20 protein-coding genes are annotated in these 24,691 nt (G+C 69.5%); 6 read left to right on the top strand and 14 right to left on the bottom strand.

Annotated features, from left to right (window positions below):
* The first annotated feature begins 75 nt into the window (after positions 1-75).
* On the top strand, positions 76-930 hold the full coding sequence (locus ACE3TQ_RS03200) for a CsgG/HfaB family protein (protein WP_374580488.1): 855 nt from the start codon (positions 76-78) through the stop codon (positions 928-930).
* 99 nt (positions 931-1,029) lie between these two features.
* On the top strand, positions 1,030-1,677 hold the full coding sequence (locus ACE3TQ_RS03205) for a response regulator (RefSeq protein WP_374580489.1): 648 nt from the start codon (positions 1,030-1,032) through the stop codon (positions 1,675-1,677).
* Here ACE3TQ_RS03205 and ACE3TQ_RS03210 read toward each other — a convergent pair.
* Genes ACE3TQ_RS03210 through ACE3TQ_RS03240 form a run of 7 tightly spaced genes read right to left on the bottom strand, consistent with a single transcriptional unit; the run spans position 1,664 to position 8,009 of the window.
* Positions 1,664-2,278, bottom strand: a complete 615-nt coding sequence (locus tag ACE3TQ_RS03210) for a YoaK family protein (protein WP_374580490.1) — start codon at positions 2,276-2,278, stop codon at positions 1,664-1,666. The genes ACE3TQ_RS03205 and ACE3TQ_RS03210 overlap by 14 nt on opposite strands.
* Positions 2,254-2,721, bottom strand: a complete 468-nt coding sequence (locus tag ACE3TQ_RS03215) for a DoxX family protein (RefSeq protein WP_374580491.1) — start codon at positions 2,719-2,721, stop codon at positions 2,254-2,256. The genes ACE3TQ_RS03210 and ACE3TQ_RS03215 overlap by 25 nt, the downstream gene beginning before the upstream one ends.
* A gap of 2 nt (positions 2,722-2,723) precedes the next feature.
* A complete protein-coding gene (locus ACE3TQ_RS03220; protein ID WP_374580492.1) occupies positions 2,724-4,658 on the bottom strand; it encodes an amidohydrolase in 1,935 nt (644 codons plus the stop codon).
* Entirely contained in the window at positions 4,655-4,912 is a 258-nt protein-coding gene (locus ACE3TQ_RS03225) for a DUF1427 family protein (protein ID WP_374580493.1), read from the bottom strand. Before ACE3TQ_RS03225 ends, ACE3TQ_RS03220 begins: the two co-directional genes overlap by 4 nt.
* Entirely contained in the window at positions 4,909-5,565 is a 657-nt protein-coding gene (locus tag ACE3TQ_RS03230) for a hydrolase (protein ID WP_374580494.1), read from the bottom strand. The genes ACE3TQ_RS03225 and ACE3TQ_RS03230 overlap by 4 nt, the downstream gene beginning before the upstream one ends.
* Before the next feature lie 20 nt (positions 5,566-5,585).
* Positions 5,586-7,031, bottom strand: a complete 1,446-nt coding sequence (locus ACE3TQ_RS03235; RefSeq protein ID WP_374580495.1) for a catalase — start codon at positions 7,029-7,031, stop codon at positions 5,586-5,588.
* A 3-nt stretch (positions 7,032-7,034) separates the two neighbouring features.
* Entirely contained in the window at positions 7,035-8,009 is a 975-nt protein-coding gene (locus ACE3TQ_RS03240; protein ID WP_374580496.1) for an alpha/beta fold hydrolase, read from the bottom strand.
* 171 nt (positions 8,010-8,180) lie between these two features.
* Here ACE3TQ_RS03240 and ACE3TQ_RS03245 point away from each other — a divergent pair, with 171 nt between their 5' ends.
* Positions 8,181-9,143, top strand: a complete 963-nt coding sequence (locus tag ACE3TQ_RS03245) for a DUF4214 domain-containing protein (protein ID WP_374580497.1) — start codon at positions 8,181-8,183, stop codon at positions 9,141-9,143.
* Positions 9,144-9,167: 24 nt separating this feature from the next.
* On the opposite strand, the gene ACE3TQ_RS03250 is transcribed toward ACE3TQ_RS03245, so the two are convergent.
* The 5 genes from ACE3TQ_RS03250 to ACE3TQ_RS03270 form a co-directional block, all read right to left on the bottom strand.
* Positions 9,168-12,149, bottom strand: coding sequence for a triple tyrosine motif-containing protein (locus ACE3TQ_RS03250; protein WP_374580498.1), 2,982 nt, complete (start codon positions 12,147-12,149; stop codon positions 9,168-9,170).
* 32 nt (positions 12,150-12,181) lie between these two features.
* Positions 12,182-15,169, bottom strand: coding sequence for a triple tyrosine motif-containing protein (locus tag ACE3TQ_RS03255; protein WP_374580499.1), 2,988 nt, complete (start codon positions 15,167-15,169; stop codon positions 12,182-12,184).
* Positions 15,170-15,216: 47 nt separating this feature from the next.
* Complete coding sequence (locus tag ACE3TQ_RS03260) at positions 15,217-17,025, bottom strand: tetratricopeptide repeat protein (protein WP_374580500.1); 1,809 nt, start codon at positions 17,023-17,025, stop codon at positions 15,217-15,219.
* 10 nt (positions 17,026-17,035) lie between these two features.
* Positions 17,036-17,467 (bottom strand): nuclear transport factor 2 family protein, encoded by a 432-nt coding sequence (locus ACE3TQ_RS03265; protein ID WP_374580501.1) that lies wholly within the window; start codon positions 17,465-17,467, stop codon positions 17,036-17,038.
* Positions 17,468-17,554: 87 nt separating this feature from the next.
* Positions 17,555-18,406: a CAP domain-containing protein gene (locus ACE3TQ_RS03270; RefSeq protein ID WP_374580502.1), complete on the bottom strand. Its 852-nt coding sequence runs from the start codon at positions 18,404-18,406 to the stop codon at positions 17,555-17,557.
* 53 nt (positions 18,407-18,459) lie between these two features.
* Here ACE3TQ_RS03270 and ACE3TQ_RS03275 point away from each other — a divergent pair, with 53 nt between their 5' ends.
* The gene (locus ACE3TQ_RS03275; RefSeq protein ID WP_374580504.1) at positions 18,460-18,996 is read left to right on the top strand and encodes a DUF2058 domain-containing protein; all 537 of its coding nucleotides are present in this window, start codon (positions 18,460-18,462) and stop codon (positions 18,994-18,996) included.
* On the opposite strand, the gene ACE3TQ_RS03280 is transcribed toward ACE3TQ_RS03275, so the two are convergent.
* Both ACE3TQ_RS03280 and ACE3TQ_RS03285 read right to left on the bottom strand, forming a co-directional pair.
* Positions 18,986-19,966 carry a cyanophycinase gene (locus ACE3TQ_RS03280; protein WP_374580505.1) on the bottom strand — a complete coding sequence of 327 codons (981 nt, stop codon included), beginning with the start codon at positions 19,964-19,966 and terminating at the stop codon, positions 18,986-18,988. The genes ACE3TQ_RS03275 and ACE3TQ_RS03280 overlap by 11 nt on opposite strands.
* A gap of 67 nt (positions 19,967-20,033) precedes the next feature.
* On the bottom strand, positions 20,034-20,738 hold the full coding sequence (locus ACE3TQ_RS03285) for a glutathione S-transferase N-terminal domain-containing protein (protein ID WP_374580506.1): 705 nt from the start codon (positions 20,736-20,738) through the stop codon (positions 20,034-20,036).
* Positions 20,739-20,920: 182 nt separating this feature from the next.
* On the opposite strand from ACE3TQ_RS03285, the gene ACE3TQ_RS03290 reads away from it, so the two are divergent.
* Positions 20,921-23,371, top strand: coding sequence for a penicillin acylase family protein (locus ACE3TQ_RS03290; RefSeq protein ID WP_374580507.1), 2,451 nt, complete (start codon positions 20,921-20,923; stop codon positions 23,369-23,371).
* An 88-nt stretch (positions 23,372-23,459) separates the two neighbouring features.
* Positions 23,460-24,650 (top strand): diguanylate cyclase domain-containing protein, encoded by a 1,191-nt coding sequence (locus ACE3TQ_RS03295; protein WP_374580508.1) that lies wholly within the window; start codon positions 23,460-23,462, stop codon positions 24,648-24,650.
* Positions 24,651-24,691 lie beyond the last annotated feature (41 nt).

Below are 24,691 nucleotides of genomic sequence, written 5' to 3' on the forward strand. Positions count from 1 at the left end.
GATATTTCGAGAGACTTTTGCGTGTGACTTTCTTATAGAATCGGCAGTTTAGTGGAAAAAATAAGGGATATACGTATGAAATCGACAATGATCCTGGCCGCTGGGGCCCTGTTCCTGGCTGGCTGTGCCGGCACCCAACCGCAATTGGGCGGTGCCAGCACCGTCGCTACCGGCAGCGCCGGCGGCGAAAACGCCAACAACGCCAGCAGCCAGCTGGAAAAATGCGACAAGCCGCTCGGCACCCTGGCCGTGGTGGAAGACCGCAGCGCGCCGTGGTACCAGCAGCTGGGCCAGTACAAGCTCGGTTCGACCACGCCGGTGCTGCGCATGATGATCCAGCAGTCGAACTGCTTCGTGGTGGTGGACCGCGGCGCAGCCATGGACAATATGATGGGCGAGCGCGCGCTGGCGCAGTCGGGCGAGATGCGCTCCAACAGCAACTTCGGCAAGGGCCAGATGGCGGCCGCCGACTACACCATGAGCCCGACCATCACCTTCAGCCAGAAAGGCACCCAGGGTGTGGGCGGCGCGCTGGGCGGCTTTGGCCTGATCGGCAGCGTGGCCGGCATGGTGGCCGGCAGCATGAAGGCCAATGAAGCCTCGACCATGCTGCTGATGGTCGACAACCGCTCCGGCGTGCAGCTGGCGGCGGCCGAAGGCAGCGCCAAGAACTTCGATTTCGGCATGTTCGGCGGCCTGTTCGGCGGCGGCGGCTTCGGCGGCGCGGGCGGCTACAGCAACACCCCGGAAGGCAAGATCCTGGTGGCCTCCTTCATGGACTCCTACAACAACGTGGTGCGCGCAGTGCGCAACTACAAGGCGCAGGAAGTGGCGGGCGGCCTGGGCACCGGCGGCGCGCTGGGCGTGCAGGGCGGCACCACCCCGGCCTCGAAGGAAGTGCCGGCCAAATCCAAGGCCAAGAAGAAGTAATCCCCTGTTTGCCGGGCGTGGCGCACGCCCGGCAAATTGCCAGCCGCGCCATCCGTTTGCTATAGTTCCCCGCTGCAGTCTTTGCGCGGAGCTTTCCCTTTGAATACCCAAAACTTACCAACCGGCGCCGCGCCAATCCGGGTGCTGCTGGTGGACGACCATCCCATGCTGCGCGCCGGCCTGGCCGATGCCATTGCCGGCCAGCCCGACATGCAGGTGGTGGCCGAAGCCGGCGACGGCAATGAGGCGCTGGCAGCGCATGCCGCCTGCCGCCCCGACCTGACCATCATGGACATCGCCATGCCCGGCATGTGCGGGGTGGAGGCGCTGCAGGCGATCCGCGCCCAGTTCCCGCAGGCGCGCGTCGTCATGCTGACCACCTTCGGCGGCGACGTGCAGGTGCGGCGCGCGCTGGAGGCCGGCGCCGCCGGTTTCCTGCTGAAGAGCAGCCTGCGCAAGGAGCTGCTGACGATGATCCGCGCCGTGCACGGCGGCCAGCGCTATATTTCGCAGGAGATCGCGCAGCAGCTGGCCAGCCACCTGGGGGCCGGCCTGCTGAGCGAGCGCGAGGTGGAGGTATTGCGCTGCGCCGCCGGCGGCAATGCCAACAAGCGCATCGCGCTCGAACTCGATATCTCGGAAGAGACGGTGAAGGCGCATATGCGCAGCATCCTGTCCAAGCTCGATGCGAATGACCGCACGCATGCGGTCACCATCGCCCTCAAGCGCGGCATCATCGCCCTTTGACGGCGGCCATCGCCAGCAGCGCCGCCACGGCCGGCAGCAGGCCCCAGCCCATGCCCCAGCGCGAAGCCAGCGCGCCGCCCACGCAGCCGGCGGCAAAGGCCAGCACGCCGGCGCCCAGCGCCGCCAGGGCCGGCCGCTCGGCGCCGCCGGCGCGGTCCAGCGCGTCGATCACCAGCTGCGTCACATTGCCGGTCATGACGGTGCTGGCCGGCAGCTGCGCCAGCAGCAGCTTGCCGTAGCCGTTCTGCGCGCCCATGGCGGCGGCGCACAGCAGGCCGGTGGCCATGTCGCCGGCGCCGGCCAGGCCGCAGGCGGCCGAGGCCAGCATCAGCGCCGCCTGCAGCAGGTGCGAGGAGCGCAGCGCGTCGTCGCCGGCGCGCTGGCGGCGCCGCACCAGGGCGCGCACCGCCACGATGCCGGCCACGAAGGCGGGGAAGGCGAGCAGCTTGAGCAGCACGTCATTGCCCGGCGTGACCACCTCGCGCCCGATCAGCACGAAGTTGCCGGTGACGTGGGCCGTGAACAGGCCGTGCAGGGCGATGAAGCCGAGCGTGTCGACATAGCCGGCGATGAAACTCAGGCTGGCGCCGCGGGTTGCCATGTTTTTTCCTTGTTTGCCAGGTCGTGCCAGGCCACCAGCAGGAAGCCGCCGGCCAGGCCCAGGTGTTCATAAAAAGCGTTGGCCGCCATGAAGCGTTCGGCGCCCGCCAGTTCCCAGTAGCGGTTGGCGATGCAGCTGGCGGCCACCGTGAACAGGGCCAGCCAGGCCGCGCCCAGCCAGCGCAGGCGGCCGCTCAGCACCATGGCCGCCGCCCCCAGCTCGCCGGCGATCACCGCTGCCGCCAGCGGCGCCGCCGGCTGCAGGCCGAAGTGCTGCATCTCGCCCACCGCGCCGCCGAAGTCGAGCAGCTTGTTCAAGCCGCCCTGCAGGTAGGCGGCGCACAGCAGCAGCAGGGCCAGCCAGTGCAGGACGCGCGCGGCGCGGCCCGCATGGCCGCCGCGATGGGTACGCAGGCGCGCTGCGCCGGGCAGGTGCGGCGCCATCGTCACACCGCCCAGCAGGAGCAGCCCAGCGCGCCCCAGAACGACTGCAGGTCGGCGACCGGCAGGGAACGCGTCCACGCCGTCGCGTGCTGGTGGCCGTGCATGCCGCACTGGCGCGCGCAGCCGCAGGCCGCCTGCGCGCGCGCCTGGCCGGCGCCGGCATTGTCCGCGCCGCGCCGGCCGTCGGCCGTGCGGTAGGCGCCCTGCGCCGTGCTGACCAGGGCGCCCGGCATGGCGCCCCAGGCGCCGTAGCCGCCGTAGCGCCGCACCGGCGACCAGTCCGGCATGGCCGGCGGCAGCGGCGCGTCGAACCCGGCGAACGGACCGGCCGCGTACACCACCTTGCCGCCCACCACGGTCAGCAGCGACGTCGTGTCCGCGATCTCGTCCTCCGGGCAGCGCAGGAAGTCGCGGTCCGGCACCATCACGTCGGCCAGCTGGCCGACCGCGATGCGGCCCTTCTTGCCTTCCTCGTTGGAGAACCAGGTCACGTTCTCGGTCCACATGCGCAGCGCCGCCTCGCGGTCCAGCAGGTTGCGCTGCGGGTACAGGCGCATGCCGCCCACCGTGCGCCCGGTGGTCAGCCAGGACAGCGACACCCACGGGTTGTAGGAGGCCACGCGCGTCGCATCGGTGCCGGCCGATACCTTCACGCCCGACTCCAGCAGGTACTTCACCGGCGGCGTCGCTTCCGCCGCCGCCGCGCCGTAGCGCTCGACGAAGTACTCGCCCTGGTAAGCCATGCGGTGCTGCACCGCCACCCCGCCGCCCAGCGCGGCGATGCGCTCGACCGACTGCGGCGAAATGGTTTCCGCGTGGTCGAAGAACCAGTGCAGGCCGTCCAGCGGCATGTCGCGGTTGACCTTCTCGAACACGTCCAGCGCGCGCGAGATGGTTTCGTCGTAGGTGGCGTGCATGCGCCACGGCCAGCGGTTCTGCACCAGGATGCGGACCACGCCTTCCAGGTCGTCCTCCATAGTGGCCGGCAGGTCCGGGCGCGGCTCGCGGAAGTCCTCGAAGTCGGCCGCCGAGAAGGTCAGCATCTCGCCCGCGCCGTTGTGGCGGAAGTAGTCGTCGCCCTGCTGGTACTTGCTGTGCTGGGCCCAGTGCAGGAAGTCTTCCTTCTCCTGCTTCGGCTTTTGCGTGAACAGGTTGTAGGCCAGGCGCACGGTCAGCTGGCCGGCGTCGGCCAGCTGCTGGATCACCTGGTAGTCCTCGGGATAATTCTGGTTGCCGCCGCCGGCGTCGAGCGCGCCGGTCACGCCCAGGCGGTTCAGCTCGCGCATGAAGTGGCGCGTCGAATTCAGCTGGTACTCGGGCGGCAGCTTGGGGCCTTTGGCCAGGGTGGCGTACAGGATGGAAGCATTCGGCTTGGCCAGCAGCAGGCCGGTCGGGTTGCCGGCGCTGTCGCGCAGGATCTGGCCGCCCGGTGGCTGCGGCGTATCGCGGTCGTAGCCGACGGCGCGCAGCGCGGCGCCGTTCAGCAAGGCGCGGTCATACAGGTGCAGGATAAAGACCGGCGTGTCGGGCGCGGCGGCGTTCAGCTCCTCGATGGTGGGCAGGCGCTTTTCCACGAACTGGTGCTCGGTGAAGCCGCCCACCACGCGCACCCATTGCGGCGCCGGCGTGATGGCCACCTGGGCGCGCAGCATGGCCATGGCGTCGGCCAGCGAGCGCACGCCGTCCCAGCGCAGCTCCATATTGAAATTCAGCCCGCCCCGGATCAGGTGCAGGTGGTTGTCGATCAGGCCGGGCAGCACTCGCCGCCCTTGCAGGTCGATGATGCGGGTGTGCGGGCCGGCCAGCGGCAGGATCTCGCGCGTTTCGCCCACATGTGAAAAACGGCCGCCGGTGACGGCGACCGCTGCGGCCTCGGGCTGGCTGCGGTCCAGCGTCGTGAAGCGGCCGTTGTGAAGGATCAGTTCAGGCGTGGTCATTGTTTCTCCTGAGGTTTGGCAGCGCAAGGCAGTTCGCCGAAACAGTGCGGCTTGACCTGCTCTTGCAGCCATGATACCTGCGGCGGCTTGGGCGCCAGCCACTGGCGCACCAGCGGCGGCACCTGCTCGCCCAGCAGGATGCCGAGCAGCCCGACCAGCGCCACCACGGGCGGCGCCGGCGAGCGTACGTTCAGCACGCCGTACAAGATGCCGGCCAAGAGGCCGGCACCGAGCGAGAGAAGATAAATCTTCACTGGCCTTCCTTGGCGTGGAACATGGTCTGGGCGTAGATGATGCCCAGGCCGTAGGCGCCGCCGAACTTCTTGGCGATGCCGGTGGTCAGCTCATAGCTGTCGGTGCGGGCCCAGTCGCGCTGCAGTTCCAGCAGGTACTGCAGGGAGGTCATTGGACGGGCGCCAGCCTGCACCATGCGGTCCATGGCGCGCTCATGCGCCTCGGACGACACGTCGCCGCAGGCGTCGGCGATCACGTACACCTCGAAGCCCTGGTCCAGCGCCGACAGCGCCGGGCCGACGATGCAGACGCCGGTCCACAGGCCGGCCAGCACGATGCGCTTCTTGCCGATGGCGTTCACGCGGCGGATCACGTTCTCGTCCTCCCAGGTGTTCATCGAGGTGCGGTCGGTGATTTCCGCGTTCGGGAAGGCGGACTTGATCTCGTCGAACACCGGGCCGGAGAAGCTCTTCTCGGCCACCGTGGTGACGATGGTCGAGACATCGAAGCCGGCCGCGGCATGCGCCACCAGGGCCGCGTTGTTGCGCAGCTGCACCGCGTCGATCGAGTGCGTGGCGAACGCCATCTGCGACTGGTGGTCGATCATGATCAGGGTGTGGTCGCGCGGGGTCAGCAGCAGGGAACCCGGGGTGGCTTTGGCGGTAATGGTCATAACAGTTTTCCTTTCGGTGGTTACCAGAGTGGTTTCAGTTTGTCGAGGGCGGCGGCGACGCCGGCGCCGTAGGCCTCATCGGCCTTGTTGCAGTTCTCGATGTGGCGCTGCTGGATCTCCAGCGAGGCGCCTTGCAGCGAGCGCGCGGTGTTGTCGAACAGGGCCTGGCGCTGCTGCTCGTCCATCAGGCGGAACAGGGCGCGCGGCTGGCTGTAGTAGTCGTCGTCGGCGCGGTGGTTCCAGCGCGCGGCGGCGCCGTCCAGGGCCAGCGCCGGCTCGGCGTAGGCCGGCTGCTGCGCCCACTCGCCCTTGGAATTGGGTTCGTAGCCGATGCTGCCGCCGTGGTTGCCGTCCACCCGCATGCCGCCGTCGCGGTGGTAGCTGTGGAACGGGCAGCGTGGCGTGTTGACCGGGATCTGGTGGTGGTTCACCCCCAGCCGGTAGCGCTGCGCGTCGCCGTAGGCGAACAGGCGCGATTGCAGCATGCGGTCGGGCGAGAAGCCGATGCCCGGCACCACGTTGGCCGGCGTGAAGGCGGCCTGCTCGACGTCGGCGTGGTAGTTGTCCGGGTTGCGGTTCAGCTCCAGCACGCCCACTTCGTGCAGCGGGTAGTCCTTGTGCGGCCACACCTTGGTCAGGTCGAATGGGTTGAACGGCGCGGCGGCGGCCTGTTGCTCGCTCATCAGCTGCACTTTCAGCGTCCAGCGCGGGTAGTCGCCGCGCTCGATCGCTTCGAACAGGTCGCGTTGCGACGATTCGCGGTCTTTCGCGATCAGCTCGGCCGCCTCGGCGTCGGTCAGGTTGACGATGCCCTGCTGGCTGACGAAGTGGAACTTGACCCAGTGCCGCTCGCCCGCCGCGTTGATGAAGCTGAAGGTGTGGCTGCCGAAACCGTGCATGTGGCGGTAGGACGCCGGGATGCCGCGCTCGCTCATTACGATGGTGACCTGGTGCAGCGCTTCCGGCAGCAGGGTCCAGAAGTCCCAGTTGTTGTCGGCGCTGCGCAGGTTAGTGCGCGGGTCGCGCTTGACGGCGTGGTTCAGGTCCGGGAACTTGAGCGGGTCGCGCATGAAGAACACCGGCGTATTGTTGCCGACGATGTCCCAGTTGCCCTGCTCGGTGTACAGCTTGACGGCGAAACCGCGGATGTCGCGCTCGGCATCGGCCGCGCCGCGCTCGCCGGCCACGGTGGAGAAGCGCACGAAGGCCTCGGTCTTCTTGCCCACCGCGCCGAACACGGCGGCCTTGGTATAGCGCGTGATGTCGTGCGTCACGGTGAAGCTGCCGTAAGCGCCGGAACCCTTGGCGTGCATGCGCCGCTCCGGGATCACCTCGCGGTGGAAGTGGGCCAGCTTTTCCAGGTGCCACACGTCCTGCAGCAGCAGGGGGCCGCGCGGGCCCGCCGTTTCCACGTTCTGGTTATCCGCGACCGGCGCGCCGGCCGCGGTAGTCAACAGGCGGTCCATGGTTTAACCCTTGATGAAGGCCAGCAGGTCGGCGTTCAGCTTGTCCTTGTGGGTGTCGGTCAGGCCGTGCGGCGCGCCCGGGTACACCACCAGCCTGGCGTTCTTCAGCAGCTTGGCGGCAGCGTGCGCCGAGGCGCCGATCGGCACGATCTGGTCGTCGTCGCCGTGCAGCACCAGCATCGGGATCTCGATCTTTTTCAGGTCGGCCGTGAAGTCGGTTTCCGAGAAGGCCTTGATGCAGTCGTAGGTGTTCTTGTGGCCGGCCATCATGCCCTGCATCCACCAGGCGTTGATCATGCCCTGCGACGGCTTGGCGCCCGGGCGGTTGAAGTTGAAGAAGGGGCCGGAGGCGATGTCCAGGTAGAGCTGCGAGCGGTCCTTCAGCGAACCGGCGCGGATGCCGTCGAACACTTCGATCGGCAGGCCGCCCGGGTTGGCGGCGGTCTTCAGCATCAGCGGCGGCACGGCGGAAATCAGGCCGGCCTTGGCCACGCGCTTGCTGCCGTGGCGCGCCAGGTAGCGCGCCACCTCGCCGCCGCCGGTGGAGAAGCCAAACAGGGCGGCGTTCTTCACGTCCAGTTTGTCCAGCAGCTGCGCCAGGTCGTCGGCGTAGTGGTCCATGTCGTTGCCGTCCCACGGCTGGCTGGAGCGGCCGTGGCCGCGGCGGTCATGGGCGATGGTGCGGTAGCCGTGCTCGGACAGGAACAGCATCTGCGATTCCCAGCTGTCGGAATTGAGCGGCCAGCCGTGGCTGAACACCACCACCGGGCCGTTGCGCGGGCCCCAGTCCTTGTAATAGATTTCCACGCCGTCGCGCGTGGTGAAGGTGCCGGAAGTGCGGCCGGCGGCGCCCTTGGCGGCGGGGGCGGCGGGGGCAGCGGCGGCGGTGGACGCGCTGAGCGAGGCGCCGGCGGCGACCGCGCTGGCGGCGGCGCTGAGCAGGACATTGCGGCGGCGGTTGCTGGTAGGGGATGACATGGTAGGCCCTTCTTTCTTGTGTGGTTGGGATGTCAAGAAGAATAGCCAGCCGCCGCCGTTCGCAAATCGCCCATCCGGGGGCGGGCCGCCTACCTCTTTTGGGGGATGGCGCGACATGCGGCGGCAAACGTGGCATGATGGGGCGGTGGATTTGCAGCGATGGAGGTGGCCATGAAACGCATCCTTGCAATACTGCTGAGCTGCCTGGCGGCGGCCCTGCTGCCCGCCTGCGGTGGCGGCAACGAGGCGCCCGCGCCCGGCACGCGCCTGGCGGCGCATGGCGCCGTGCAAGCCGCGCCGGCGATCGATTACCAGGAAGTGGTGCAGCAGCTCTACGTGGCCTATTTCGGGCGCGCGGCCGATACCGGCGGCCTGGCCAATTTCACGGCGCAGATGGAAGGGCTGGCGGCGCCGGTCGATATCCAGGACCTGAATTTCGCCTATACCAATAATGCCAGCGTGCGCGCGCTGATCGACAGCTTCGGCAACAGCGCCGAATCGGCCGCGCTGTACTCGGGCGACAACGAAGTCTTCCTCAACGCGATCTACGCCAATGTGCTGAACCGGGTGCCGGATGCGGAGGGCAAGGCCTACTGGCTGGCGGCCCTGAACGGCGGCGGCCTGACGCGCGCCCGCGCCTCCTTCACCATCATGGCCGGCGCCCTGATCAACACCTCGCCGCAAGGCTTGCTGGATGCCCGGCTGGTGCGCAACCGCATCGCCGTGGCGCGCGCCTTCACCAGCGCGCTCGACACCCAGGCCAAAGCCAGCGCCTACAGCGGCAACGCCGCCGCCGCCGCCGTGCGCAGCATGCTGGCCGGGGTCACGGCCGACAGCGACCCCAACGCCTACGGCCCCGTGATCGACGCCACCATCGCCCAGCTGCTGGCCAGCGCCGTGCCGTCCTTCGACACGGTGCGCGGCATCATCCAGGCGCGCTGCCTGGCCTGCCATGCCGGGGCCGGCGCGCCGAGCGGCGTGCGGCTCGATTCCGACGCCGGCATCCGCAACCGCGCGCCCGACATCTACCTGCAGGTGGTAGTGCTGCGCGCCATGCCGCTGGGGAACCAGACCGGCATGACGGACGCCGAGCGCGACATCATCAAGCGCTGGTTCGAGGGCGGCACGCCCTAGCGCCCGGCCGCGCTGGCGCGCCCCTCAGGCATAGGCCTGCTGCGCCGGGATTGCCAGCCGCACTTCGGTGCCGCCTTGCGCACCGGCCGCGATCGCGATGCGCCCGCCCAGGCGGCCGATGCGCTCGCGCATGCCGGCCAGGCCCCAGTGGCCATCGCGCCCATGTTCGGCAATGGCGGGATCGAGGCCGACGCCGTCGTCGCAGGCCTGCGCCAGCAGGGCTTCGGCGCCATACTCGAGGCGCACGGCAATCTGGCGCGCGCCGGCATGGCGCACGCTGTTCCACACCGCCTCGCGCAGCACGCAGCCCAGCTCCGCGCCGGCTTCCAGGGCCAGGTGGCGCGGCCGGCCGCTGACGGTAAAGCTCAGGCGCTGGCCGGCGCCAGGCAGCGCCTGTTCGGCCGCCTGGCGCAGCGACTCGAACAGCGCGTCGGCGCCGGGCGCGCGGCGCAGCTCCATCACTTCGTCGCGCGTGCTGGCCACCAGCGTTTCGGCGTAATCGAGGGCGCTGCCCACCATATGCCGCAGCTCCGGCTGCGCCACCAGCTTCTGCTCCACCAGGTGGAAGCGCAGCAGCAAGGCCTGCACCGCCTGCAGCAGGTTGTCGTGCAGCGAGCGCGCGATGCGGCTGCGCTCCTGCAGGGTCGCTTCCAGGCGCAGCGCGGCATGCTGCTCGGCGCGGCGCTGGATCACGGCCACGCGCCAGCGGTACAGCTGCAGCGCCGCCAGCAGGGCCGCCAGCGCGCAGGCCAGGCGGAAGCCGGTGGTCTGCCACAGCGCGGGCTCGATGCGGAAGCTGAACTGCGCGCCCTCGGTATTCCAGACCCCGTCCTCGTTGGCGGCGATCACGCGGAAGCGGTACTCGCCGGGCGCCAGGTTGGTGTATTGCGCGCGCCGCTCGGGCCCGGCCTCGCGCCAGTCGCGGTCGACGCCGTCCAGGCGGAACTTGAGGCGCACGCGCTCCGGGATCGACAGCGCGGTGGCGGTGAAGGCCAGTTCGACGGCCGAGGTCTGCTGCGGCAGCACCAGCCCGTCCTGCGCCGCGTATTCGCGTTCGCCGCTGCGCAGCGATTGCAGCAGCACGGTCGGCGCGCGCCGGTTGCGCGCGATGGCGGACGGATCGAGCCAGCCGGTCTCGGTCATGGTGGCGTAGTACAGGCGGCCGTCGTGCGCCAGGGACAGCGAGGGCAGGGGGCGCGACTGCGCGGCCATGCCGTGGATCCCGTCCTCAAAGTTGAACAGCTCCGCCTGCAGCGCGTGCGCCGGCGCACGCCAGAAGCCTGCCAGGGCCTCGGCGCTGACACGGTGCAAGCCGTCGTTGCTGTGCAGCCAAAGGCTGCCCTGGCGGTCGGTGACCATGCCGGTGATGCGCTGGAAATTCTCCACATTGCGCAAGCGCAGCGGGTGGGCTGTGCCATTCTCCAGCCAGGCGGCGCCGAGGTCGCCACCGACCAGCAGCTTGCCGCCAATGTCGGCCAGCGTCAGCACATTTCCCACTTGCAGCCCGGCGCTGGCAGGCAAGGTCTGCAGGGTGCCGTTTTCCAGCCACAACAGGCGGTTATTGGTCAGGCCGAGCCAGGTGATGCCTTGGCTGTCGGTCAGCATCGTGGTCGGGATGGCTTCGTCCACGCCCGCCAGGCGCGGGTCGCGCTGCCACTTGCCCTGGTCAAAATGCCACAGGCCGTTGCGCGTAAGCGAGACCAGCAGGCGCCCGCCGCGTTCGCGCGCCAGGGCCTGCACCTCGGCCGCCTTGCCCAGCCCCGGCGGCAAGTCCCACTGCTGTTGGCGATCGCCGTGGAATTCCCAGAGCGCCTTGGCGGCGCCCACCCAGACATGGTCGTCGGTCAGGCGCAGCAGTACATTGGCCATGCTGACCGGCGTCTCCTGGCGGCTGCCATCGGCCTTGACCCGTGTCAGCGGAAGGCCGTTGGCGCCCAGCCACAGCTCATCGCCGAAGCCGCGCTGCCCCAGCCAGAAGAAAGCGTTGGCGGCGCCCGGCAGGCGCTGCACGCGGTGGCGCCGCAAGCGTTCGACACCACCCGGGTTGAGGATCCACAGGTTGCCTTCGCGGTCGATCGTCATGCGGTTGATCATGGCGTCGCGCGCCTCGCTGCTGGCGAACAGCTCGGCCACCTGCAGCTTGCCGTCGGCGCCGGGCGCCAGGCGCACCAGGCCGTCGCTGCGGGTGCTCCACAGCGTGCCGTGCGGGCCGGGCAGGGGCGGGCTGCGGAACTGGTCGGGCAGGACGAACTGCCTGGCCGGCAAATCCGGTGGCAGCGGCGCTACATCGAGCGGGCGCACGTTCCCGCCGCGCGGCAGCACGAACAAGCCGTCCATGGTCCATGCAGTGCGCACGTCTTGCTCGACCGGCAGCCGTACGAAGCGTGTGCTGCCCAGCGGCCGCACGTAGTAATCGCGGTCGACCCGCACCCACAGGCGCCCGGCGCGGTCATGGGCGACCCAGCTGCCGCCGCCCGGCAGGCTATCCTCCCCTTGCGCCACCCACTGCCCGCCTTGCTGCATGAACAGGCCGGTGGTGGTGATCGCATACTGCTTGCCGTCCTTGCTGGCGGTAAAGCCCTGCATCGAGCCGCGCGGGAAGCCACGCCCGGCCCGATGGTGGGTGGCGCCGCGCGGGGTGAAGATGCTCAGGCCGCCGAAGTAATAGCCGACTGCCAGCGCATCGTCGAATTTATAGATGAAGCTGATATTGCTCGACTGCAGCGGCTGGCCATACACCTGCTGCACCTTGCGGAAGCGCACGCCGTCAAAGCTGTACAGGCCGAGCGCCGAGCCGATCCACAACATGCCGTCGGCCGTCTGTGCCAGCCCGTTGCCCATCTGCGGCGCGCCGTCGACCTGGGTCCAGCGGCGCCGCTCGAACGATTGGCCGTCGGGCTGCGGCGCGGCCAGGCTGGCGGCGCGGCCGGCGTCGGCGGGCGCGGCATGGACCGCCAGGGCCAGCAGCCAGTGCAGCAATAGCAGCGGCCAGCGTTGTATAGACATGCTTTATCCTTGCAAGTTGCGAAACGCGCATCTTACTTGGAAGTGGCGAATGGCAGCCAGCGCCGCACGCGTGCCAGCCAGCTGGCCTGGCGCCGCTCGACAAAGGCCAGTTGCGCCGCCAGCTGCAGGCGCACCGCGGTGCCGCCTTCGGCCGGGGAACCGATGCTGCAGGTGGCGCCCAGCGCGGCGGCGCGCTCGCGCATGCCGACCAGGCCGTAGTGGCCCAGCCGGCCCGGTCCGGGCGCATGGGCGCGCTGCAGGCCGCAGCCGTCGTCGCGCACTTCGAGCAGGAAGAAGCTGGCGCCGTAATCGAGCCGCAGTTCGACGCGCGTGGCGTGCGCGTGGCGCGCCGCGTTGAACAGCGCTTCGCGCGCGATCGACAGCACTTCCTCCTGCACCTGGGGCGGCATGGCGCGCGGCTGGCCGGTGCTGGCGACATGGAAGCGTTCGTGCAGCAGCACCGCGCCATACTGGCGCAGTGCCTGCGCCAGCTGGTCGGCGCCGCCGCCCGAGCGCAGGTCCATGATGTAGTTGCGGCCCTCGGCCATCAGCTGGTCGGCCAGCTCCAGCGTTTGCTCGACCTTGGCCTTTTCCTCGCTGCCGGGCGCCAGGCGCGCCGCCTGGCGGTCGAAGAACATGATCAGGCTTTGCACGCTTTGCAGCAGGGTGTCGTGCAGGCCGCGCGCGATGCGGGCGCGCTCGGCCAGGCGTTCCTGCTGCAGGTCCTGCAGGCGCGCCGTCAGCTGGCGTACGCGCAGCGCGTAGGCGGCCGCCAGCAGCAGCGCGCCGCCCAGCACCAGCAGGGCGATGAACCAGGGCGTCTGGGTGAAGGTGGGCGGGATCTCCAGCTGCAGCGTGGCCCCTTCGGCATTCCACACGCCGTCCTCGTTGGCGGCCAGCACGCGGAAGCGGTACTGGCCCGGCGCCAGGTTGGTGTAGAACGCCTCGCGCCGGCCCTGCACGTCGCGCCAGCCGCTGTCCACCCCTTCCAGCATATAGCTGAAGCGCACCCGCTCCGGCATCGCCAGGCTGAGTGCAGTGAACGCGATCTCGATGTCGCGGCTGCCTTTGGGCAGGCGCACTGCGGGCAGCGGCATGTACGCCACGCCGCCCGAGCGCAGGGCGCTGATCTGCACCGGCGGCGCCAGCGGGTTGCGCGCGATGCGGGCCGGGTCGATGCTGGCCACGTCGCTGGCGGTGGAGAACCACAGCTTGCCGTCGCTGCCCTGCACCAGCGAGGGCAGGGGACGGAACTGCTCGGCGCCGCCCGGCAGGCCGTCCTGCGCGTCGAAGCGCTCGTAGCGCACCGGCTGGCCGGATCCGGCGCCCTGCTCCGCCTCGGCCAGCAGGCGCGCCACCTCCGGCGCCGCAATGCGCGTGATGCCTTCCGAGCCATGCAGCCACAGCTCGCCCTGCGCCGTGCGCGCCATGCCGGAGATGCCGCGCAGCGGCGCCTCCAGCATGTGGAAGCCGCGCCCGTCGAACCAGGCCACGCCGTACTCGCCGCCGGCCCAGACCCGCTCGCCGTCCACCAGCAGCGACAGCACATTGCCGACCTGGAGCCCGTCGGCCTCGCCGAACACGCGCGCTTTGCCGTTGTCGATCACGGCGACGCGGCTGCGCAGGTAGCCGACCCAGATGCGGCCGCGCGCGTCGCTGGCGACGGTGGGCGCCAGGCCGTCGGGCAGGCCCGCCACGCCGCCATCCTTGGTCCACTGCCTGCCCTCGGCGCTGAACAGGCCATGGCGCGCGAGCGAGAGCCACATGCGGCCGCTGCGGTCCAGGGTCATGGCCTGCACATCGTGCTGCGCGTACTCGGGCGGGTGCGGGTACCAGGACACCAGGCCCGATGGCGCCTTGCGCCAGCGCTCCCTGTCGTTGCCGAACCAGAGCGCGCCGTCGGGGGCGCGGTAGCCGGCCGTCATCAGCTTGCCTTCCCGCTGCAGCGGCACGCCGTCGCTGCTGAAGCGGTGCACGCCGCCGGCCTGGTTGGCCACCAGCAGCTGGCCGTCGGCGTCGGCCAGCAGGCCCGGGTGGTCGAGCGGCTGCGGCGTGGCCAGCAGGCGCAGGCGGTTGCGCCGCAAGCGGTCCAGGCCGGACGCGGTGCCGACCCAGATATTGCCTTCGCGGTCTTCGAACCAGGTTTGCGGCAGCGGCCCGCTGATGCCGTTCTCGCGCCGCAGCTGCTGGCTGCTGTCGCCGCCTGGCCCGCGCTCCAGCGCGTCGCCTTTCAGCAGCCACATGGTGCCGTGGCGGTCGAAGTGGATGCCGTTGGCTGACACGGCCGGGCGCGGCGCGGGCTTGCCGGGCGGCGTTTCCGGCAGCACGCGGTAGCCGTGCCGCTGGCCGTCGGTGGCCCAGATCGTGCCGTCCGGGCCCTCGGCCAGCGACATCAGGTCGAGCTGCGGCCAGGCGCGGCGGAAGCGGCCGCCCCCGTCGCGCCAGTAGACGCCACCCTGCACCGAGACCCACTGCCGCCCGCTGCGGCTGAACAGCACTTGGCGCGCGACGCCGGCCGGCAGGCCGCTGTCCGGCGTCAGCGCGGCAAAGCGCGCGGCGCCCGGCGCCAGCACCGCCAGGCCGCCGCCAACGCAGGCCCAGATGCTGCCGTCCGGACCCTCGGCCAGGCTCCACACGCCAGACGGCGGCAAGCCGTGTTCGGTGCCGAACTCGCGCACCTGGCCGCCCACCAGGGCGGTGATGCCGCCGAAGCGGTGGCCGATCCACAGGCCGCCGTCGCGCGTGGCGAGCAGGCCCATGGTGCTGGCCGATTGCAGGCGGTGCCCGCCCAGGGCCTCCACCCGTTCGAAGCGCACGCCGTCAAAGCGCGTCAGGCCGCCCGGCGAGGAAATCCACAGCCAGCCATCGCTGGTCTGGGCGAACTTGACCACATCGCTGGGCGCGCCCTGCAGGCGGGTCCAGGCGGTGTGGGTGTAATCCGATAGCAGGCGCGCCGGCGGCGCGGCAGCGGCCAGGGAGGCGAGCAGGGCGAGGGCGGGCAGCAGCAGTGATCTTTTCATCCTGGCAAATTATAGGGTTTGCCAGGCCGCCTTGCCTGTCCTCCTGCTCAGAGCCGGGCCAGGTCCGGCCCGCCTTTCGGGCCGAGCCAGGTGGCGGCGAAGCGCTTGCGCGTGGCCGCCGCCGCAGCCTGGTCGCCGCGCTGCTCGTACACGGCGAGCAGCCCGCGCAGCGCCCAGCCGTTGCTGGGCGTCTTGGCGAAGGAGGCGCGGAAGGCCGCTTCCGCCTCGTCCAGCCGGCCCGCCTTCAGCAGCACCGCGCCGAGCGACTGGCGTACCGGGTAGTACCAGTACGGTGGTTCGGTGTATGGCAGGCTGTCCTGCACCGCCACCGCTTCCGTGAAGGCGCCGATCGCCGCCGGCAATTCGCCTTTGGCTTCGGCCAGCTTGCCGCTGGCCACCAGGCGCGCGGTCCGGGCGATCAGCGGGGCCGGCACGCCCCAGTCGGTGATCGGCTTGAAGTCGGCCTTCTGCTCGATGGCGACGATGGCGTCGACCTGCTGCTGGCTCTCGGTCCACAGCCCCTTGCGCGCAAAGCCGACGGCGCGCGCGTAATGCCACATGGCGCGCAGCAGGACGAACTCGGCGTCCGGCTCCGGCAGGGCCAGCAGGGTGTCCGGCGCGCTGAACTGCACATGCGCGAAATAGGGCGCGGCGCGCACCGGCTGCAGGGCGGGGATGGCGCGCAGCAGATCGGCATTGATGGACTTCTCCAGGCGCTGGGTGGCGTGCAGGGTGGCCTTGCCGTCGCCGCCCATCAGCGCCGATACCATGGCGAAGTGGATGTTGTGCGGGTAGTAGGCGCCCTTGTAGACGGCGTCGCTGGCGGCGCCCTTGAAGTACTTTTCGTCGATGGCGATGGCGTCCAGGTTGGACTGCAGGGCTTCCTTGTACAGGCCGACGCGGTAGTAGATGTGCGAAGGCATGTGCACGATGTGGCCGGCACCGGGTATCTGGCGCGCCAGCTGGCGCGCATAGGGCAGCGCCTTGTCCGGATGGGTCGAGGCTTCCACCGCGTGGATGTAGTAGTGGATCGCGCCCGGGTGGCTCGGGTTGCGTTCCAGCACGCGCTCCAGCGCATCGACCACTTCCGCCGTGCGGCCTTTGGGGCGGGCGCCGCCCGCTTCCCAGTAGTCCCAGGGCGAGAGGTCCATCAGCGCCTCGGCGAACAGCACCTGCACCGTGTCGTGGTTGGGGAAGCTGCGCGCCGCTTCCGTCATGGCGGCGGCATAGGCCTGGTCGAGCGGGGCGCGGTCGGCCGGCGGCTGCGCCGCGTAGCGTTGCGCCACGGCGCGCACCAGGGCCTGTTCGACCGGGCTGGCCGCGCCGGCGGCAGCCTGCGCGCGTGCGGCCGCGGCGGCGGCCGGTGCCACGGCGTCCGGGAACATGGGCGCGTTGATATTCGGTCCCAGCACCAGCGCCTCGCCCCAGTGGCACATGGCGCATTGCGGGTCGGCCTGCTGCGCGGCGCGGAAGGCGCGCGCCGCTTCCGCGTGGTTGAAGGCGAACAGCAGGCGCAGGCCCTGGTTGAAGTAGGCCTGGGCGCGCGGGCTGCTGGTGGTGACGGGCATCTGCAGCCGGCCCAGGTCCTGGTACAGCGGCGGCGCGCCGGCCGCTTGCGCCTGCGGCACCTGCTGCGCCGGCTTGAATGGCGCGGTCTCGGTCTGCGCCAGCATGGCCAGCAGCAGCGGCGGCCCGCCGGCCGGGCTGGCGCAGCGTGCGCCATCGAGCAGCGGGTCGAATTGCGCGCCGGGTTCGCGCAGCGCTTGCGTAGGGCCGGTGGCGCACAAGGCGGTCAGCGCGGCGGCGCCGGCCGCCAGGCGCAGCTTGTGCAGCTTGGGTCGGGCAGTCGGCATCATCGTCTCCTTGTCAGTGGTGCAGCGGTTGGCCGGCCGCCTGGCCGGTGCTGGCGGGGTGCAGCGCATGCTCCATCTTGCTGGTGTCGAAGTAGGCGCGCTGCGACACGACTTTGCCGTCGCGTACCTTGAAGACATGGACGAAGGGGTTGTCGTAGCGGATGCCGGTGCTGCGCGCCAGCCAGCGCGAGTCGCCGGTGACCACCACCGTGTCGCCTTCCGCCACCATGGTCTTTGGTTCCAGCTGCAGGCACTGCAGGGCTTCGTTCAGCGTCACGAAGTAGGCGGCGATTTCCTGCTTGCCGCGGTAGCTGCCCGAGATGGGCAGGTAATCCGATTCCGGATTGATCAGCTCTGCATCGTCCACATAACGGTCCAGCAGGGCCTTCAGGTCGCCGCTGGCAAACAGCTGGTAACCTTCACTGATCAGTTTCTTGGTGTCCATGGCATCCCCCGAAACAACGACACCCGCAGCGGCATGCCGCAGGCTGCCGATCAGGTCAGCGTAGTACGGCCGGGGAAGATGTCAAGCTCAGCGCGGGCTGGCAAACACCTGGGTCCAGTAGGCAGTGGAACGTTTGTTGCTGCGGATGCTATACGCGGCGCCCATCTCGCTCATGCGCGCATCCATCAGCGAGCGGCAATGGCCCGGGCTGTTGAGCCAGCCGGCCACCGCTTCCTGCGCGCTGTTCTGGCCGCGCGCGATATTTTCGGCCACGCTGCGCCAGGCGTAACCGGCCGCCAGCGCGCGCTGCGCCACGTCGTTGCCCTGCGTGTCCGTATGCGAGAAATAGCCCTGCTGCGCCATGTCCTGGCTGTGCTGCAGGGCCGCCGCCGCCAGGCGCGCGCTCCAGCGCACCGGCGGCGCGGCCGGCATGGCCACGCCGCCGCAATCGCGCGGCACGGCGCGCGCGGCATTGGTGGCGGCCAGGACTTCCTGTCCGGCCTGTTCCTGGCCCGGCAGCACGAGCTGCGGGTCGGGCATGGCCGCCGCCAGCACCACCGTCCATTCATTGCCGTCGCGGTGGGCGCCGATGTCGCGGTAGCGCGGGTTGGACAGGGTGGCGCAGTAATGCTCGCGCAGGATGTCGAAGGCCTGGCGCGCGTCGGCCGGGCCCGCCACCTGCACCGCGTCCGCCAGCTCGGGGTCGTAGCCGGCACGGTCCAGCTCGGCCAGCAGGATGCTGCCCGGCCGCAGCGCCACGCGCGACAGCACGGCGCGCGGCGCCAGCTGCGGCAGGGCCGGGCGCATGCGGCCCTGGCAGGAGGCGGGGGCGGCGCGCCAGGCATTGACCAGGGCCACCAGCTGCGCGCCATCGCTGGCGGCGGCGGGACCCGGCAGCAGCGCGGCCAGGATGGCCGCAAGCGGGACAAGACGGTTCATGCCGGCACTATAACGCGCTCTGCTAAACTGCGGCTGTGAAAGGAGTGAAGCATATGGTTTCGTTGCAAGAACAATTGATGAAGGCTGGCCTGGTCGACAAGAAAAAGGTCAACAAGGCCAAGCAGGATAAATCCAAGCAGTGGAAAGAGGAACTGCGCACCGGCGAAAAGGCGGTGGACCAGGCGCGCGAAGCTGCGCTGGAACAGCAGCGCAAGCAGGCCGAACGCGCGCGCGAGCTCAATGCCCAGCGCGACGCGGCCGCCGCCGAGAAAGCCATCATGGCGCAGGTGGTGCAGATGGTGCAGCAGCACCGCCAGCCCAAGGGCAATGGCGATGTGGCCTACAATTTCACCTTCGGCAGCAAGATCGAGCGCATCCACGTGTCGGCGGCGGTGCAGCAGCACCTGGTCAACGGCCGCCTGGTGATCGTGGTGCTGGACGAGGTGGCCGAACTGGTGCCGCGCGTGGTGGCCGAGAAGATCGCCGAGCGCGCGCCGCAGGTGGTGGTGACGGTCAAGAAGGCCGCCAGCGAGCCGGCCGAGGACGACCCGTACGCCGACTACAAGATCCCGGACGACTTCACCTGGTAAGCAATACCCCCTTATCGGCCGACACGGTGAAGCCCACCGTGCCGCCGTCATAGCTGGCCCAGTTGCGCAGGTCGAAGCTGCCGCCGCCGGCCAGGCGCTGCCCAGCCAGGTTCAGGTAGGTGAGCGGCTGGCGCGGCTTGCACACCTGCGGCTGGCCCACCGATTGCACGAAGGTCACGGCGCCCAGGCCGACCCGCGTGCCCTTGCCGTCTTCCACCAGCAACGCCGTTTCCACATCGATCCCGATGCCGCGCGCCATGCCGGCCCAGCCGTCGTTGACGATGCGCGCCATGAACGTCACCAGGCGCCCGAGCCGTTCGCGCGTGTCGAAGTGCGCGTCCGTCACCACGCTGCCCAGGTCCGGCATGGCCAGGTAGTCGCGCGCCAGCGTGATGCGCTTGTCGAAGGGATTGGCCAGCGCCTCGGGCGAGGTGATGCTGCCGTTCAGGGCGGAATAGATGAAGCGCCCCAGCACCATCATGCCGGCGCTGGTGCCGCCGATCGGGATGCGGCGGCTGGCCAGCTCCTGGATGGCGGCCTGCACCGGCGTGCCTTGCCAGTAATTGAGGTAGTCGGCCTGGTCGCCGCCGGCGATGAACAGCGCTTCGGCGTTGCGGATGCGCTGCGCCACGAACGGATCGTTGGCCGCCTCGCGGCTCGGGATCACCAGCGTTTCCACCGACTGCACGCCGCCCTTGGCGTAGATATAGGGGTTGTAGGCGTCGGTGCCGCGGCTGCGGATCACGACGAAATTGCCGCCGCCGCCTTTCTGGATCATCCAGGCGAAGGCGGCATCGACATCGGGCCCGCCGCCCATCAGCACCATGGCGGGCTTGGCCGGCTGCGGCAGCACCACATTGCTGCCGTCGCCGACGACGAAGTGCTGGTAGGGCTTGCCCGCATGGGCCGGCGCCGCCGCCAGGGCGGCCAGCATAAGGAGGAAAGTCGCGCAGCGCTTCAGGCATTCCATGGCAAGGCTCCTGGCAGGACGGGCAATCAGCCCAGTCCGGCCATTGTACGCCTGGCGCTGCGGTATTTCAGGCGCGCGCCGGAATCTTCAGCCCGCGCGCAACAGCCGGGCGCGCGACGAAGGCGGCCAGCACGCGCTGCACATTGGTGAAGCGCTCGAAGCCCACCAGGTCGCCCGCGCCGTAGTACTCGACCAGGTTGCGCACCCAGGGGAAGATGGCGATGTCGGCGATGCTGTAGGCGTCGCCCATGATCCACTGGCGGCCCTGCAGGCGCTGCTCCAGCACGTTCAGCAGGCGCGCCGACTCGGCGATGTAGCGGTCGCGCGGGCGCTTGTCCTCATACGCCTTGCCGGCGAATTTGTGGAAGAAGCCGACCTGGCCGAACATGGGGCCGATGCCGCCCATCTGGAACATCAGCCACTGGATGGTTTCGTAGCGCGCCGCCGGCTCCTGCGGCAGCAGCTGGCCGGTCTTTTCCGCCAGGTAGAGCAGGATGGCGCCCGATTCGAACAGCGGCAGCGGCTGGCCGCCCGGGCCGTCCGGGTCGATGATGGCCGGGATCTTGTTGTTCGGGTTAAGCGACAGGAATTCCGGCGTCATCTGGTCGCCGCTTTCGAAATCGACCAGGTGCGCCTCGTAGGGCAGGCCGGTTTCTTCCAGCATGATCGAGACTTTGACGCCGTTCGGCGTGGGCAGCGAGTACAGCTGCAGGCGTTCCGGGTGTTGCGCAGGCCATTTGGCATTGATCGGGAAATCGGCGATACCAGTCATGAGTGTTGCTTTCGTGGTTGGGAATGCCTGCGATTATGCGGCAAACGGCAATTAGACGCCGCCCTCTAATTTCTTCGTTTAACTGGTGCATGAAGTGGCCGCCTGGCCGGTTTTGTTGCGATAAATGCATAGTATGATTGGCCGGCAGTTCAATTTATAAGCAGAAAAATAGAGGAGATAAGATGAAGCAGCATTCTGTATCCCGGTTCCTGAGGTTGATCCCGCTGGCCGTGCTGGCGGCCTGCAGCGGCAGCAGCGACGATGCCCCGGCACCGACCACCCCGACCACGCCGCCGATCAGCGGCAGCACCTACGTCGCCTCGATCCGCTACACCTCGCACAATGTGCCGCACATCAAGGCCGCCAACTTCAAGGGCGCCGGCTACGGCTACGGCTATGCCTTCGCCAAGGACAATATCTGCCTGTACGCGGAGGAGCTGGTCACCCTGCACGGCGAGCGTTCCAAGCATTTCGGCGGCACGGGCGGCTACCTGGGGCAGCTGGGCGACACCTTCCCCAACGTCGATTCCGATTTCTTCTACAAACTGCTGTTCACGCCCGCGCTGGCGGCCAAGATCAAGGCCGCTTCCAGCCAGGATGCGCAGGACCTGACCTCCGGCTTTGTGGCCGGCTATAACCGCTACCTGAAAGAGACCCCGGCCGCCAGCCTGCCGGCCAGCTGCCGCAACGCGGCCTGGGTGCAGCCGATGACCGAGGACGACGCCTACCTGCGCTTCGCCCAGGCCGCCATGGCGGGCAGCTCGATGGCCTTCATCAAGGCCATCGGCTCGGCCCAGCCGCCGGCCGCGCGCACCGCCGCCCTGGGCAAGCCGGGCAAGGAGCGCCTGCTGGCCGCCGCCAGCTATACCAATTCCTCGATCTTCCGCAATATGCAGGCGCTGCACGAGCACACCATCGGCTCCAACGGCTTCGGCCTGGGCAAGGAAGTGACGCAAAGCGGCAAGGGCATGGTGTTCGGCAACCCGCACTTCCCGTGGTGGGGCGCGCTGCGCCTGAACCAGCTGCACCTGACCGTGACCGGCAAGGGCTACGACGTGATGGGCGCCACCCTGCTCGGCGTGCCGCTGCCGCTGATCGGCTTTAACGACAAGGTGGCCTGGACCCACACCTTCTCCACCGACAACCGCTTCACCCTGCGCTACCTGGCGCTCGACCCGAGCAACCCGACGCGCTACATCAAGGACGGCAAGGCGGTGGCGATGACGGCGGTGCCGCTGACCATCAGCGTCAAGGGCGCCGACGGCGCCGTGACCCAGCTCTCGCGCACCCTGTACACCACCGAATACGGCCCGATGCTGATGGACAGCTCCTTCGCCTGGGGCAGCAGTTCGGCCTTCGCCATCCAGGACGCCAACCTGGGCAACTACAAGCTGATCGACCAGGTCATCCTGAACGGCAAGGCCACCAGCGTCGACAGCCTGCGCGAAGCGGCGGCCACCTTCACCGCCATGCCGTGGGTGAACACCATGGCCGCCGACCGCGCCGGCGACACGCTGTACGCCAACTACTCGGTGGCGGCCAACGTGCTGGACGCCCAGCTGGCCGCCTGCGTGCCGGGCAAGGCACAGGGGGCGCCGTTCCAGGACATCATGGCCAGCACCGGCGTGGTGGTCATGGCCGGCACCACGGCAGCCTGCGACTGGGCCGGCGCCGTTCCGGCCGCGCAGCGCCCATGGATCAAGCGCAGCGACTACATCCTGAACGCCAACGACAGCCACTGGTGGCCGACCGTCGGCCAATACCTGGCCGGCTATCCGAAGATCATCGCCACCGGCCCGAATGCGGAAGGCCTGCCGCAGAACAACCGCACCCGCACCGGCCACGCCATGGTGCGCGACCGCCTGGCCAGCGCCGACGGCCTGGCCGGCAACCGCTTCACCATGGCCAACCTGCAGCAGCTGTACCTGCAGGCGCGCTTCTTCAAGGCGCAGAAATGGCTGCCGGACTTCACCGCCGCCTGCCTGGCCTCGTCCAGCGCCAGCGCGGCGGCCAAGGACGCCTGCAGCGTGCTGGCGGCATGGGACAAGACGCACGCCCCGAACAGCCAGGGCGCCATCCTGTTCTACGAGCTGTACGCCGGCCTGGGCGAGCTGAATGCCGCCAGCTGGTGGAGCGTGCCGTACGACCCGGCCGACCCGCTGGAAACGCCGCGCGGCGCGGCAGCGTCCAGCGTGCCGGCCGCCCTGGCCAAGCTGGAAAGCCTGGTGGCCGGCAGCCAGTTCGACACCGCCGCCAAGCGCCGCACCACGCCGGCCCAGGTGCAGACCGTGTCGCGTCCGGACGGCGCGCTGCCGATCCCGGGCGGGCGCTACACCTTCATGAACTGGCGCGGCGTGCGCAATGAGCTGTATCCGGGCATCGTGGTCTACACGGCCGACTCCAAGACCAATGCCGGCGCCTACGGCAACAGCTACATCCAGTTCGTGACCTGGGACGAGGCCGGGCCGGTGGCGGAGGGCATCCTGACCTACAGCCAGTCGTCCGACCCGGACAGCCCGTACTTCAACGACCAGACCAAGCTGTACGCCAAGGGCCAGTGGGCCAAGCTGCCGTACACCGAGGCGCAGATCACGGCCGACCCGAACTACAAGGTGATCGAGGTGTCGGAGTAAGCGGCCCGGCCGGGGGGCGCCATTTCCGCATGGAAAGTAACGGAAAATCGCTTCCCGGCAGTGACTCCTTTTGCTGTATCCTCAAGGCATGACTGATGCGTTACAGCGCCTGCCCGAGCTACTCCTGGATGCCGTCTTCCTGGTGGAAGAGGACGGCCGCATCGCTTTCGTCAACGGCGCCTGCCAGGCCATCTTCGGCTACGCCCCGGCAGAGATGATCGGCTGCCGCGTGCTCGACTTCATCCACCCGGCCGACCGCGAGCGCACTGTGGCGGAAATGGCACAGGTGATGCAAGGCCAGCCCCGCCTCGGCTTCGAGAACCGCTACCTGCGCAAGGACGGCAGCGTGGCCCACATCATGTGGTCGGCGCGCTGGTCGCCGCAGGAGCGCCTGCGCATCGGCGTGGCGCGCGACATCAGCGGCCGCAAACGCGCCGAGCAGCGCCAGGCCGGCATGCTGGCCCTGGCCACCGCCGCCCATGGCGCCGAGACGCTGCCCGAGCTGTTCCGCAGCTTCCACCTGATCCTGCAGGACTTGCTGCCGCTGCGCGGCATGGCGGCCGTGCTGCAGCCCGGCGAACGGGTGGCCTATGCCAGCGGCGGGCTGGCGCCGCAGGCGACCGGCTGGCACCACGTGTCGCTGTCGGCGCCCGGCATGCATTTCGGCGAACTGCAGCTCGACCTGGACCGTAGCGGCGCGCTGACGGCCGAGGAGCTCGACCTGCTGCAATTCACCGCCGGCCAGGCCGGCGCCGTGATCGAACGGCTGGCGCTGCATGCCGACCTGGCCCATGCCGCGCGCTACGACGAGCTGACCGGGCTGCCCAACCGGCGCTTGTTCCAGGACCGCATCCAGTCCGCCATCGCGCGCTGCCGGCGCGGCCAGTCGCGCGGCGCGCTGCTGTTCATCGACCTGGACGATTTCAAGCAAGTCAACGACGTGCATGGCCACCTGGCCGGCGACCAGCTGCTGCAGGCCATCGCGCGCCGCATCACCTCCTGCGTGCGCGAAGCCGACACGGTGGCGCGCATCGGCGGCGACGAGTTCGTCGCCCTGCTGGAAAACGTGGACGACCTGCACCAGGCCGCCGCGGTGGCCGGCAAGATCGAGCAGGTGATCGCCACGCCGCTGCTGCTGGGCGGCTGCCTCCATACCCCGCATGCCAGCATCGGCATCGCCCTGTATCCCGAACACGGGGAAGTGATTGACCAGCTGATGCGCCATGCCGACCAGGCCATGTATGCCTGCAAGGCTGCGCGCAAAGCCGCCGAGGCGTGAAACTGGTTAAAATGTCATCTTTTTTCGCTGTCGAGGTTGAT

Source organism: Pseudoduganella sp. (assembly GCF_041914865.1).
Lineage (GTDB): Bacteria > Pseudomonadota > Gammaproteobacteria > Burkholderiales > Burkholderiaceae_D > Rugamonas.